13 protein-coding genes and 2 tRNA genes are annotated in these 13957 nt (G+C 39.0%); 7 read left to right on the top strand and 8 right to left on the bottom strand.

From position 1 onward, the window contains the following. Window positions 1-227: 227 nt before the first annotated feature. Window positions 228-563, bottom strand: coding sequence for a hypothetical protein (locus B9T30_RS04835; RefSeq protein WP_086184015.1), 336 nt, complete (start codon window positions 561-563; stop codon window positions 228-230). A 220-nt stretch (window positions 564-783) separates the two neighbouring features. On the opposite strand from B9T30_RS04835, the gene ahpC reads away from it, so the two are divergent. Then, a complete protein-coding gene (gene ahpC / locus B9T30_RS04830) occupies window positions 784-1347 on the top strand; it encodes an alkyl hydroperoxide reductase subunit C (protein ID WP_086184014.1) in 564 nt (187 codons plus the stop codon). A 73-nt stretch (window positions 1348-1420) separates the two neighbouring features. Here ahpC and B9T30_RS04825 read toward each other — a convergent pair whose 3' ends face one another. Beyond that, a complete protein-coding gene (locus tag B9T30_RS04825; RefSeq protein WP_086184013.1) occupies window positions 1421-2344 on the bottom strand; it encodes a LysR substrate-binding domain-containing protein in 924 nt (307 codons plus the stop codon). Between the two features lie 123 nt (window positions 2345-2467). After that, window positions 2468-3094, bottom strand: a complete 627-nt coding sequence (ycaC, locus tag B9T30_RS04820; protein ID WP_004650720.1) for an isochorismate family cysteine hydrolase YcaC — start codon at window positions 3092-3094, stop codon at window positions 2468-2470. Between the two features lie 290 nt (window positions 3095-3384). Here ycaC and B9T30_RS04815 point away from each other — a divergent pair, with 290 nt between their 5' ends. The 3 genes from B9T30_RS04815 to B9T30_RS04805 all read left to right on the top strand — a co-directional run bounded on the left by B9T30_RS04815 (window position 3385) and on the right by B9T30_RS04805 (window position 6836). Then, a complete protein-coding gene (locus B9T30_RS04815) occupies window positions 3385-4272 on the top strand; it encodes a pirin family protein (RefSeq protein ID WP_086184012.1) in 888 nt (295 codons plus the stop codon). Window positions 4273-4698: 426 nt separating this feature from the next. Then, entirely contained in the window at window positions 4699-6003 is a 1305-nt protein-coding gene (locus tag B9T30_RS04810) for an FAD-dependent oxidoreductase (protein WP_139243534.1), read from the top strand. A gap of 5 nt (window positions 6004-6008) precedes the next feature. Further along, window positions 6009-6836, top strand: a complete 828-nt coding sequence (locus B9T30_RS04805; protein ID WP_086184010.1) for an SAM-dependent methyltransferase — start codon at window positions 6009-6011, stop codon at window positions 6834-6836. Window positions 6837-6933: 97 nt separating this feature from the next. On the opposite strand, the gene B9T30_RS04800 is transcribed toward B9T30_RS04805, so the two are convergent. From B9T30_RS04800 to B9T30_RS04785, 4 genes are all read right to left on the bottom strand, one after another. Next, a tRNA-Thr gene (locus B9T30_RS04800) sits at window positions 6934-7009 on the bottom strand. A 120-nt stretch (window positions 7010-7129) separates the two neighbouring features. Then, entirely contained in the window at window positions 7130-7363 is a 234-nt protein-coding gene (locus B9T30_RS04795) for a hypothetical protein (protein WP_004650715.1), read from the bottom strand. 258 nt (window positions 7364-7621) lie between these two features. Further along, window positions 7622-8680 (bottom strand): asparaginase, encoded by a 1059-nt coding sequence (locus tag B9T30_RS04790; protein ID WP_413772552.1) that lies wholly within the window; start codon window positions 8678-8680, stop codon window positions 7622-7624. Window positions 8681-9111: 431 nt separating this feature from the next. Then, window positions 9112-9201, bottom strand: a tRNA-Ser gene (locus B9T30_RS04785). 122 nt (window positions 9202-9323) lie between these two features. Between B9T30_RS04785 and B9T30_RS04780 the strand changes: the two genes are divergently transcribed. Next, entirely contained in the window at window positions 9324-11204 is a 1881-nt protein-coding gene (locus B9T30_RS04780) for a potassium transporter Kup (RefSeq protein WP_086184182.1), read from the top strand. A gap of 80 nt (window positions 11205-11284) precedes the next feature. Here the strand turns inward: B9T30_RS04780 and B9T30_RS04775 are convergent, their stop codons facing one another. Continuing rightward, window positions 11285-12028, bottom strand: coding sequence for a hypothetical protein (locus B9T30_RS04775; protein ID WP_086184008.1), 744 nt, complete (start codon window positions 12026-12028; stop codon window positions 11285-11287). Window positions 12029-12282: 254 nt separating this feature from the next. Here B9T30_RS04775 and B9T30_RS04770 point away from each other — a divergent pair, with 254 nt between their 5' ends. Further along, window positions 12283-13386: a DNA/RNA non-specific endonuclease gene (locus B9T30_RS04770; protein WP_086184007.1), complete on the top strand. Its 1104-nt coding sequence runs from the start codon at window positions 12283-12285 to the stop codon at window positions 13384-13386. Window positions 13387-13453: 67 nt separating this feature from the next. Further along, on the top strand, window positions 13454-13699 hold the full coding sequence (locus B9T30_RS04765) for a hypothetical protein (RefSeq protein ID WP_086184006.1): 246 nt from the start codon (window positions 13454-13456) through the stop codon (window positions 13697-13699). The last annotated feature ends 258 nt before the right edge of the window (window positions 13700-13957 follow it).

Genomic DNA, 13957 nt, shown 5'->3' with positions numbered 1-13957 from the left:
AGAACTTGATTTATATCGAGTCCTTTTTTTTGTAAGAAAAAACATTGTATTTAATTCTATGTAATATGTTGATTTTACTTATTATAATTTATTTTATTGGTTGCTATTATATAGTTAACAGTTTTAGATCATAGATCTAAAACTGTCATGTATCATCCAAACCCTTTGTGAAAACAAAGGGTTTTTTATGATGTGTAGATACTGTTATAAGCGATGAAGAGATTGAATTAGAAAACTCGGGAGCTGTGCATATAGTCTTGAGTTACCTGATTTAAACGCTCCAAAATGAGTGCTTTGTCTTGCGTTGCAAGGGCTAAATTCAATTGTTGCATATAGGTCAATAACTGGGTTTTGGCAGCATTGGAAAAATCAGCTGTCACCGCTTGATCTTCATACAGCAGCACATAATTTTTGGCAAAACCATAAATCAGAAACAGGGCGGTTTGTTCTAGCTCAAGGTCAGCAGTTTTGATTTGCTGTTCGCAATGATTTTTGAGTTGTTTAAAGCTGTCAGTACCAGAAGGGAGGGCTTGGAATTGCTCAAGAAGAGATTGAAATACCATTTTGATTATCCGCTCAAAAACAAAATCTACAGAACAAAAGAGCGATGGTCAACTTAAATTTGAATTGAGTTTTGCGATGATAAAAAGCATCGTGATGGAAATATTAAATCTATTTTTTCGATTGTTTTTATAAAAAAGTACGGTTTTACCAATTTAAAAAGATTTCGTATTCTAGCTTCACAACCTAAGCAATCCTATAAACAAGCTAGAGGAATATCTCATGAGTTTAATTAATACTGAAATCAAACCATTCAATGCAACAGCGTATAAAAATGGTGAATTCGTTGAAATCTCTGAAAAAGAAATGCAAGGCAAATGGTCAGTGCTGTTTTTCTATCCTGCCGACTTCACTTTTGTTTGTCCAACAGAACTTGGTGATTTGGCGGATAACTATGCTGAGTTTCAAAAAATGGGCGTAGAGATTTATTCAGTATCGACTGATACTCACTTTACCCATAAAGCTTGGCATGACAGTTCGGATGAAATTAAAAAAATCCAATATCCAATGATCGGTGATCCAACGTGGACTTTGGCAAAAAACTTTGAAGTTTTAATTGAGTCTGAAGGTTTAGCAGACCGTGGTACTTTTGTGATTGACCCTGAAGGTAAAATTCAGATTGTTGAAATTAATGCGGGGGGTATTGGTCGTGATGCTCAAGAGTTACTTCGTAAAGTGAAAGCAGCACAATATGTTCATGCACACCCTGGTGAAGTTTGCCCAGCAAAATGGAAAGAGGGTGATGCAACGCTTGCGCCTTCCATTGACTTGATTGGTAAAATTTAAGCTCAAGTTAAAATAATTTCCTAAAAAATCCAGAACGTTGTTTCTGGATTTTTTATGTGGTTCATTGATTCATTTAAAGTGCATAACCTAAATGATCTTTGGCTAAATCTCTTAAACCTTCGACTAAATAATCAATCAGTTTTTCCATCACCAAACGCTGTCCTTTACGAGAAGCATAGACCAATTGCACCGTGCCTAAATTTGAGCACCACTCAGGTAGGATATGAATCAATTTGCCTTGCTTGATGTCTTGTTCAACGGCCAAATAAGGTAAATCGGCAATCCCAAATCCATCGTATACCGCATAATACACGCCAGCAAGATCATTGCTTTTAATCCGTGGCTGGAGTGGAATATCAATTACTTCACCATGCTCACGATTGTTTAAATGCCAGTAATATTGTGATTTTTGCATACCAAGAACCACACTTGGAAATTCGTGTAATTCCGTGAAATGCTGAATTTGCCGTCCTTTAAGTAATTCAGGGCTTGCCACCAAGCAATGAGTAGTTTTAATGACATCACGCACAATCAAGCTTGAATCTTCATTGGCTTGAAAATTGGTACGAATGGCTAAGTCGATATCATCATGCATTAAGTCAACACGGCGGCTGGTCAGTTCGAGTTCAATTTGTACTTTGGGATAATCTTTTAGAAACTGATTAAGCAATGTACGAATTTGAAAATGCATCATGACCGAAGGGCAGCTTATTTTGATTAAGCCCTGAGGCTCACTTTTTTGTTTTAGTAATACATTATTGGCACATTCAATCTGAGCAATAACTTTGCAACATTCTTCATAAAATTCTTGCCCTAAAGGGGTGACTTTAAAATGGCGTGTTGAACGCTGAATGAGACTGACATTAAATTGACTTTCTAAGTCTAAAATTCGTCTGCTCAATTTTGATTTGGTGATATTACTCGCCTCACTTGCGGCACTAAATCCAGCGTATTTCACCACCAGAAAAAAGTAATAATAATCATCAAATGAATGCATACATCACGCTCAAAACTGGGCAAGGAAGCCATCATTCTAGCTGAAAAAAGGAGCATGATTGAGGGGGCAGAAGAACAAAATCAAAAAGCGATCCGAAGATCGCTTTTGTAAAACAAACCACACTTATTTTTGCGATGAATGTTGGTTGTAGCTGTTGATGAGATTACGATAATCCGGAATGTGATTGGAGAATAAAGCACCCAAACCTTCAATATCATTACGCCAGTCACGGTGTAACTCACATGCCATCCCAAACCAAGTCATTAATTGTGCGCCTGCATTTGACATGCGATCCCATGCAGAATCACGAGTTAAATGGTTAAACGTGCCTGAAGCATCGGTAATCACAAATACCTCAAAGTCTTCTTCCAGAGCTGAAAGTGCAGGGAATGCGACACAGACTTCAGTCACCACACCAGCAATAATCAGTTGTTTCTTGCCTGTTGCTTTGACGGCTTTTACAAAGTCCTCGTTGTCCCACGCATTAATTTGACCAGGACGAGCAATATAAGGTGCATCTGGAAACATTTCTTTGAGTTCTGGAACTAAAGGGCCATTTGGACCTTGTTCAAAACTGGTGGTTAAAATCGTTGGCAGGTTGAAATATTGCGCCGCAGCAGCAAGGGCTAAAACATTATTTTTAAATTTGTCAGGGTCGATATCACGAACCAATGAAAGTAATCCAGTTTGGTGGTCGACTAACAAAACAGCTGCATTATCTTTGTCTAAACGAACGTATGGTTTGCCCATTTTTTGTGCCTCGTGAATAGTGTTATAGAGAAGTCGAACTTCTGCTTGAGATGTTCTGGGGTGAATTTATATTAATGAGATAATGAGGGTGGATAAAGCCAGTGATTTGAGATTCATTTTATTGTTTATGGGATAATTGGTTGGATTGAATTTAAAAATAAGCATAATTAAGAGTTTGAGTCCTTATTTTGTCCTAAAAATGAGATGGTGTGTACTGGTGTTTAGCTATATTGACGCATTTAAAAAGACTAATATGTACTCATATTGTTTCCTAGAGATAGGAGTTTGAGATGAAAAAAATTATTGGCGTTTATCGTAATCAGAATATGCACTGGGTCGGAGATGGTTTCCCTGTTAAAAACCTATTTTCTTATGATCGTTTAGGTCAAGCGATTAGCCCATTCTTATTATTGGATTATGCTGCACCGTATCATTTTAATCCAACCACCGCACAACATGGTGTAGGTTCACATCCACATCGTGGTTTTGAAACGGTCACTATTGCCTATCAAGGTGAAGTGTCACACAAAGACTCCAGTGGTGGAGGCGGTCAGATTAAAACGGGCGATGTACAGTGGATGACCGCGGGTGCAGGTTTAATGCATGAAGAGTTTCATTCTGAGCAATTCGCTAAAAGCGGTGGATTGTTTGAAATGGTACAGCTTTGGGTCAATTTACCTGCAGCAGATAAAATGACCGCACCTAAATATCAAGCCATTGAAGCACAAGATATTCCTGTGATTGAACTTGAAAATGGTGCAGGGCATATCCGAGTCATTGCGGGTTGCTATAAAGCAGATCAGGGAGAATATCGTGGTCCTGCTGCAACTTTTTCACCGGTAAATGTGTGGGATGGTGAGTTAAAAGCACAACATACCCATCATATTCATGTACCCGTTGATCACAATACTTTGCTTGTTGTGCTGTCAGGTGAAATGTTATTGAACGGAATGCAAAAGGTTGAAGACAGTTCTATTGTGCTGTTTGCTCAAGATGGTGAAGCCAATATTCAACTTGAGGCTTTGCAAGATAGCAAATTTTTGCTGCTGACAGGTCAACCTTTAAATGAGCCTATTCAGGGCTATGGTCCTTTTGTCATGAATACTAAAGATGAAATCATGCAAGCATTTAATGATTTGAATAGTGGCAAGTTTGGTGAAATAGCGGTTGCAGGCTAATCCTGACTTTAAAGCCGTTGGTGCAAAAATAAAGAAGCCCCTAAATTTTTAGGGGCTTTTTGCGAAATGAGTTTTGTTGTTTTTACTTTATTTGCATCATTATTTGCTATGAAAATGATGCTGTCATGATCAAGTGACCAGACGGACTATAATAATCGCATTTTAAGGGTGTGTAAAACGATTGTTATAAAATTGGTTAATATATAGTAATGGTTTTAAAGGTTTTTTATTAATTTATTCATATAAATTAAATAGTTTTATTATTTTTAATGTGTATTTTTTTGTGCTGATAAGGAGGAATATCTGGCTGATATTCATCATGATGACTTTTGTTAAAAAGATAGATTCTGGAATATTTTAATACCGCCTTTTAATCCTGCTTGGTTCATAATTTCAGTAATCTTATATAACTGACGGATAATAATTTTGGATATAGCCGTTATTGGTAGTGGCATGGCTGGGCTAGCTACCGCAAGAATTCTTAAAGATGCAGGGCATAGCATTACGATTTTTGAAGCATTGCCTGGACGTGGTATGGATAGCCATAGTACTGAATTTGAAGGTGGCTTAATTGATGCACCATTGCGCGTCATGAACCCGCATTTGTGGAAAAACACCTTAAGTTTGGCGACTTATTTAGGGATTGAAACTTTTCCCGTTCGTACTTATATGGCATGTAGTTGGCTCTTTGAAGATCGTATTGAAACATGGTTAACCACCTCTCGTAGTCGTATTGGTAATTTTCCGATTATTAATAATCGGAAAGGCATTCAACAGTACGGATGGCGCTTAGTCAAAGGGATGTTGCAACTTAAAACGGCCATCGCTAAATTTTTCAAATCAAAAGACCAAGAAATCACGCTGGCTGAATTTATCAATAACAATGATATAGAAGAGGTATTTTTACATGGTGTGGTCATGCCCGTGCTGTATACCATTTGCACCTGTAGTTCTAAAACCATTGGCGAATGGCCAGCAAAACCATTATTGATTTTCTTACGTCAATTGACCGATGGTGATGCTTTATTGCGCATGCAAGGTGGCACTCCTGCATTGGTGGACAAATTGATTGCAGGGATTCAAATTCATAATGGTTCTGCAATTACCCAAGTCAAAGAACAAGATAGTCGCGTACTGGTTGAAAATGCTTTGGGTGAACAATACATTTTTGATCGGGTTATTGTGGCAACACCGACCAATAAAATTGAAGATTTCTTAAATACTGAACAATTTGCTGATGATATTGCACTGTTAAAGAAATTTAAATTTGAACAAGGTAAATTGGTGATTCATACCGACCAAACAGTGATGCCGCCAAAACGTAAAGATTGGGCAGTACTCAGTTATATGATGGATCGTAAATTTACTCGTCAACAATTTACGGTGTGGTTGAATGCAGTCGAACCAAGTTTAGTTGGTAAAACAGCAGTGTTCCAAACATGGCAACCTGTGATTGATATTGATCCTAAAAAAATCATTTCCACCGTGACTTTAACCCGTGCTGTGGTCGACTCACAAACAGTGGCTTTAAATAAAGAGTTGCAGATTCGTCATAAAGATGCAAACCGTAAAGTATTTTATTGTGGTTCATGGTCTTGTGATGGTTTACCTATTTTAGAGTCAGCCGTGACATCCGCCATGCATATTGCAGAAATTTTTAATGCACCCTTGCCGTTTGTTGGATTAAAACCTAAAGTTGAGGTTTCCCCGCAACTTGGCTACTACTACTAAAATACATGAAATGGCTTCAAGCGATTCGTCAGCATTTTATCCAACATAAGTATGTGATTAATGCAAAACAGTTAGGAGATGATGCAGCGCTTGCTTGGAGCAATTTGGGCTATTGGGATGATGCAACATCGTCCTATCCACAAGCTTGCCGCCAATTGGCCGATCAATTGGCGCAAGCTGTGCATTTAAGCTCAGCCGATAAACTTCTGGATTTAGGCTGTGGGCAGGGCGCAAGTTTAGCTTTTTGGCAACAGCAATATCAGTTGCAATATATTGAAGCGGTTGAATTGCAATCCCATTGTGTGATGCACATTCAAAAGCATCTTCCGCAACTTACGGCAATTCACCAACAGTCTTTTTTAAATTTAAAACAAATTCCATTCAAAGCTACTTTTGACGTGGTGCTCTGTATCGATGCCGCGTATCACTCAAATTTAAATTCATTTTTAGCATCGGTATGCACAGTTTTAAATGCAAAAGGCAGACTGGGTTTTCATTATTTAATGTTGTCTGAACAATGGTCGGCTTTAACCGCCTTACAAAAGCAAAAATATACCTGGTTGTTAAAATCGGCCGATGTGAATGTCGATTATTTAATGAATGAATCGATGCTGATGCAGACTTTACAATATTATGATTTTAGCGAGATTGAAGTTGTTGATTTATCTCAAGCAGTTTTGTCTGGATTTTCGCATTATATTCAGCAATTGCCAGCAGCTCATTTTGGTTTGGATGCTGTTAAAATTCAACTGACCGCAAAGTTATGCCATAAATTGTATGCTGATGGTTTAGTGCAATATGTACAAATTAGTGCAAAAAAGAACGCGCCATAATAATGATGTGATTTAGATTCTTAAGATGCTATTTAAATTTTTAAAATAAACGTGCAAAAACAACAAAGCCCCACTAAAAGTGAGGCTAGGTATAACATGGTGCCGGCACACGGATTCGAACTGTGGACCTACTGATTACAAGTCAGTTGCTCTACCAACTGAGCTATGCCGGCGTTGTTGTGTGAATAATAGCGAATTTGGTTAAAAATGCAAGCCAAAAAGTGAACGATTGAATTGCTCATCTATTTTTAAGCATTAAAAAATAAATTTAAATCAGAAATCTTTGAATTTTATCAGAGAGATTTACGCCTTAAAATTTGATCGAGGTCTTGCGCACATTCTTCTAGTGTTAAAGCCATATCAATTTGCATTTGTGGTTTTAGTTCGTTGGCCAGTTTTCTCCATTGATCAATCAGTCGAATGGCTTTCTGAATTTTATGTTTGTTAATATCTTTTGCAATGGTCGGGGTGTAACCACCACGTTTAGCATTCTTGATTTGTTTGACATAATTATTGCTGGTATTCATATTTACTCCCGAATAGCAGTTTTCTATGTATTCAATGTGCTTCGATGATTCGACTTAAACTACTGTCCTATGATTGTTAGCATGGAAATATTGCAGCTTTATGATATTTTTCTGAGTTTTATTGTCTCTTGTCATGATTGAGTCAATGCTTGAATTCATTTAAAAAGATATGGACTGTTTTTTTAATTTTCGATCAGTATGTTTAAGATGATGAATGAAGAAAGTATCCGTAAATACTTTCTTCAGTTCCGTTAAATTTTAATATTCCCAAAACATGCGCTGAATTTCTTTTGCATCTTTGGTTTTGGTGAGGGCAAGTGCAGCCAGTAATTTTGCTTTTTGTGGATTTAAATCATGTGCAACGACCCAATTGTATTGATCATCTGGCTGTTCTGCATTTCTTAATACAAAACCTTGTGGCACACGAGATGAACGAATAATTTGCACACCTTGTTTTTGTAGCTCATTTAAAGTGGGCACAATATTTTTTGCAACGGATCCATTGCCCGTACCTGCATGAATAATGGCTTTCGCTCCCGCTTTGGCATATGCCGTATAGGCATCGGGAATCATATTGCCAGAACCATATACTATTTGAACCAAAGGCAAAGCATCGCCTTGAATATTTTCAATATTAAATTCAGAGGTGTTATTAAAGCGTTTCGCAACATTTCTAAACCAATAAGCTTTACCCTCAACCAGTGTGCCCAAGGCACCCCACTGACTCGCAAAGCCATTGGTGTGAATATTAATGGCTTTGGTGACATCTCGTGCTGCAAAAATATCATCATTCATGAGCACAAAAACACCTTTGCCTTTTGCATTGTCGTTGGCCGCAAGGGCAACAGCACTATACAAATTTAAAGGGCCATCCGCAGACAATGCTGAAGGTGGACGCATTGAACCCACGACCACAATGGGTTTGTCTGTATGAACGGTTAAGTTTAAAAAGTAAGCTGTTTCTTCTAAGGTATCCGTACCATGCGTGATCACAACGCCATGTACATCTGGCTTTTTCACCAATTCATTGACTTTTCGTGCAATGGTTAACAGCTCCTTGTCGGTCATACTTTCGGATGCAACTTGAAGTGCTTGTACACCCGTGACATTGGCAAGGTTCTGAATTTGAGGAACGGCCTTGAGCAAATCGTCAACAGGTACTTTGGCCGCAGTATACGTTGCACTGTTGGTAGAGCTGGCTCCTGCACCTGCAATTGTGCCACCTGTGGCAACCACCACGACATTATTTTTAGCAAAAACTGAAAAGGGTAAGAGTAAACCGAGGCTTAAAGTGAGTGCCGTAAGTGTCTTTTTCATCATTTTTCCTTATAAAAAGTTCGGTACAATCCAAGCATTTTTTGTACCACTTATAACCTAATCTAAAGAAATGAGTTTTACCTATACTAAATTTGAAATATGGATTTTGTAATCAGAAATATAAGACCAATTATTTTTAGATTTGCTGAATGAGTTGGGAGGCAAAGATAACGAATGAATTGTTTTGCTGATAAAACCGCCATGTTGAGGGGGTGGAGGCTAAATTTGCCAAAGATGTGACATAGATATTTTAAGAGAGCAGATTAATAGAAGGCTAAAGCATCGCTTAATTCTAATGGGTTCGCATGGGTTTTTCCCATATATACCTGATCGCAATAGATGGAATGTCATTGCCTAGGGCAACAAAAAAGGCTTAAACCCTGTAAATTCAAGCCTTTCGTTACTGCTTTGGAGTGCAGTTCTTTGCAATTTGGCGGTGAGAGAGGGATTCGAACCCTCGATACGCGCAAACGTATACACACTTTCCAGGCGTGCTCCTTAAGCCACTCGGACACCTCACCATTCGGCCGCGATAATAACCAAAAAAATGGAATCTGCCAAGTTGAAACAATTGATTTAGAGCAAAAAATTTTTCTCGGTGATATTATTCGGAAAAATTATGTCTACATTAGAAGACGCATATATGCAAAGTACCGCAAAAAAAGCGGCATTGCCTGCAATTACCTTAGCTGCATTAGGTGTTGTATTTGGAGACATTGGAACCAGTCCACTGTATGCCCTTAGGCAATGCTTCCTCACCGCACATCTGGCTATTACTGAAGCGACAGTTCTTGGAATTCTGTCGCTGATTTTTTGGTGCATGATGCTGACGATCAGTTTTAAATACGTCACCATCATCATGCGTGCAGACAATAATGGTGAAGGCGGGATTATGTCTTTGCTTGCACTGAATTTGCGAACCACTCGGATCGCCGAGAACAGGAAGATTTATCTGATTGCTTTAGGCTTTATTGGTGCATCGCTATTCTTTGGTGATGGCATTATCACGCCAGCAATTTCTATTCTCTCTGCAATTGAAGGCTTAAGTATTGCCACACCGATGTTTAACCAATGGCTCATGCCTTTGGCAATTGGTATTTTGGCAGGATTATTTTTAGTACAGCGGCATGGTACAGCCACCATGGGAAAATTTTTTGGCCCATTAACCATGACTTGGTTTCTTTCCATTGGTGCAGTGGGCGTGTGGAGTATTATTCAAACGCCATTTGTATTGACGATGGTTAGTCCTCATTGGGCCTTTAATTTTATTGTTCATCAACCCTACGTTGCTTTTCTGACGATGGGGGCTGTCATTTTAACCATGACGGGTGGTGAAGCTTTGTATGCCGATATGGGGCATTTTGGTCGTTTACCTATTCGCCTTGCTTGGTTCATTATTGTTTTACCGTGTCTACTGTTTAACTATGCAGGACAGGGGGCATTATTACTACGCAACCCAGAAGCGATTTCGAATCCATTTTATATGCTGGTTCCTGACTGGGGTTTATATCCAATGATTGGCTTGGCGACAGCTGCCGCAGTCATTGCCTCCCAAGCAGTGATTACGGGTGTGTTTTCAATGACCAATCAGGCCATTCAACTACGCTATTTACCCCGTTTAACCGTGCATCACACCTCGGATATTGAACAAGGTCAAATTTATTTGCCGTTCATCAATTGGGTGCTGTTTATTTCCGTGGTGATCCTGATTTTATTGTTTGAAAATAGTGCCAATTTAGCCAGTGCTTATGGGGTTGCCGTGACCATGACCATGCTGTGCGGGACGATTTTAATTTCGTTCCTCGCCTATGGTTTTTGGCGTTGGCCAGTGTGGAAAGTTCTGCTCTTTACGATCCCATTCTTGTTCATTGATTTGATCTTTGTTGCCTCAACATCGTTAAAAATTATTGCGGGTGGATGGGTGCCTATTTTAATTGGTGCAGCAGTCTATACCATTCTAATGACATGGAAAATGGGACGAGAAATTGTCTTTGCACGTCTAGAAAAAGATGCTTTACCGATTGATCTGTTTATCAAAAGTATTGGTATGAGTGCTGAAACACAATTTGTTCCTGGTGTAGCAGTATTTCTGACGGGGACACCCAATATTGTGCCGCATGCCATGTTGCATAATATTAAGCACAATAAAGTGCTGCATGAGCTGAATATGATGGTGACTGTAGTTACTCGCGATATTCCTTATGTTGCCGCAGAGGAGCGCATTCAAGTTGAAAAATTGGATGAGCATTTCTATCGGGTCTCGATGTATTATGGTTTTAAAGATCAACCCAATATTCCACAAGCGCTTCAGCAAGCTTATGAACAATTAGGGCTTGAATTTGACATGATGCAAATCAGCTTCTTTATTTCTCGTGATCGATTGATTCACACGGTTGGAGATGGAATGTCTCCATGGCGGGAAAAACTGTTTATTTCGATGCAACGAAATACCAGTCCAGTCAGTGATTTTTATCAAATTCCACCGAATCGCGTGGTCGAGCTGGGCAGTCAAATCGAAATTTAGCCATGAACTGAATAGTACATAAAAAAACCAAGGTCAATCCTTGGTTTTTTTATTGGAGGATAAAGCTCAACACAGGGTGATCAGTTCTCTGTTGTTTCTGCAATCGGTGCTTCTGGAGATGCATTGACTGGTGCATCGCTAAGATCTGCTTCTGGTGCAGCTTGTACGGCATCATTGGGTTGTGCGACTTCAGGTGCAGCAGCGATGGCTTCATGAGTCATCATTGTTTCAGCAGCATTTACAGGTGCAGCAGCGATGGCTTCATGAGTCATCATTGTTTCAGCAGCATTTACAGGTGCAGCAGCAACAGCTTCTTGGGTGACATCAACTTGCGGGCGATCTGCCGCATTGACTGGCGTGTCGGCAGAAGATGAAATCATCGGTGCTACAGCTTTTTGATTTAAGGCTGGTTCTGTTTGTTGTGCAGCTAATTCAGCATGGAGTTGCATTGCTTCGACCTTGTCAGCTGCAACTTGAGCCGTTTGCTCAATCGCAGGAGCGTTGGCTTGTTCTACAGCAGCAGGTGAACCCATTTGTGCTGGGGTATTTATGTCCGCAGTTTGTGCTGTGGTTGCATTTATAGTTGATGGGTTGTGTATTTCTGCTTCAGTGCCGACTTGAGTGGCTTGGCTCGCATCAACAAGACGGATTTGACCACTGGCGACTAAATCTTGAATTGAACCTGCTTGACCATTAACTGTGGTGCTCACTTTTACTTTAGATAAACTTTCTAAAGAATCAACCGGTTGAATGGCTGGTTCTGCAAATGCTGTTGCACTCATCAATCCTGTGATCAGACTTAAACCTAAAAGCTTGGCATGCATAAAATACTCCCTAGATATAATCATTTTGAAATCTTGCCTGTTTTACCTTGTCATAATCTTGATCGGTTTTTCAATCAAACATACCGAAAGCCATTAAGAGTCTTTATAAAAGCTGTAGAAAATTAGACATATTGTTACAACAATTGTGCTTTTGTTGGTCAAATATTGTTTAATTGTTAAACAAATAACTTCGGTTACATATACTTCAATTTACTTGCTTGTTAAGCTCGTGAAAAATGAGTGTTTATCTAAAAATGGCAATTAAGAAACGTAAAACGAGTAAATCTTGGGTTCAGCTTTTAAATCAGAATAGTTTAAAAATTATTTTAGGTTTAGTTGCAACCAGTAGTTTTGCAATTGCTTTTGGACAAGAAAAAATCCAACAGTTTGTTTCGCTGCCATCATCCTCAAATTCGGCCTGTTTAGATCAGTTTTATCGTGATATTCCACCTTATTTAGCCAAAGAAAGCCTCAATAAAAATACCTATCCCTTATGCTTTAATGGTTTCAACGTGATGTATTCGGGTGTTTCTAAAACGCCGTTATGGGTTGCTGAAGCATTAACGCCACAGCGCTTAAGTCAAAAAATTCCGCGTGAAGATAGTTTTCACGAAGAAACCAAAGTCAAAGCAGAGCACCGTGCCACCTTGTCGGACTATAAAGCCTCAGGTTATGACCGTGGGCATATGGCACCAAATGCCGATATGCCCACCAAAGCTGCGCAGAGTGACAGTTTTTCCTTGGCCAATATGGTGCCGCAAGCACCGAAAAATAATCAACAAATTTGGCGTGAATTAGAAGAAGCCACCCGTGCGATAGTCACCAAACATAAATATGATGTTTATGTGGTTACGGGGCCTGTTTTTGCAGCAAAAAAATTAAAAACCATAGGCAAGGGCGTTATTGTTCCAACCGCAGTTTTTAAAGCGGTTTATATTCCTAAAACGGGTGCGATTGGTGCCTACTATGCCCCTAACGATAATTCACTACAGGTTAAAATCGTCAGTGTTTGTTATTTGGAAGAACAATTGGGCATGAATTTGTTCCCACAACTGACCGAAGAACAAAAACGCAATACCTATCATTTGCCGCTCACTGCAACTGCGGTGAAAGCCAGCAAAGAAATTAGCTATTCACATTGGGATGCCGAAAGCCAATGTGCGGAAGATGTCAGCTCCGATCAATTGACCGCGCTACAAAAAGAGTTTAAATCTTCATCTACGGGTTCTACCTCGAATACGAGCCAAACCAATGCAAGCAAAAACGGGACAGAGACAATCGATCCAAATACCCAAGATGCTATTGTGAAACAGCTGATTGAAGCATTATTACAATACATTTTACAGTTGTTGAAGTAAGCTATTGTTCGGTAGGATGATGTGGGTCATCCTACTTTTTAAAACAATAAAGATTAGTGAGCAGACCATGTTTAAACCTTTTGAAAATGCGACAGCGTCACATGCGATTTATGACTTAACGCTGGAAAACCAAGAAGATTGCATCAATATTTATGGTAATTTGCAGCTCACCAAAGATCAGGCTGGTTTACAGGCGGCTAAAGTTTTACAAGCTTTTCTAAATGATGTGGTCAGTGCTTTAGAAAATGAACAAAATTTGCCTGAAAAAATTGATCGTCAAGATGAACAGGAAATTGAAAATCCATTTTTATAAAATGCTAAACAGCATGATGTTTCATGTGGAACATAAAAAAGCTCATATCTAATGTAATGCCAGTCAGTTAAGAAATTGACTGGCATTTTATTTTTTAAATTCATAATGTTATTCGATACGCGAAAACGTCATCCGCAATTGTTCGAGGTAAAACTATTTTAAAAAAGTAAGGTTTCTGCGATTTATTAATCAATAAAAGGTATTTGGCGAGTTTTGCGGATGACAAATGCCTTTGATTACTTTGGGCTTATCCAAAGT

Source organism: Acinetobacter sp. ANC 4973 (assembly GCF_002135275.1).
Lineage (GTDB): Bacteria > Pseudomonadota > Gammaproteobacteria > Pseudomonadales > Moraxellaceae > Acinetobacter > Acinetobacter kyonggiensis.
Note: the sequence above shows the minus strand (reverse complement) of the source record. Positions and strands in the feature narration are given on the sequence as shown.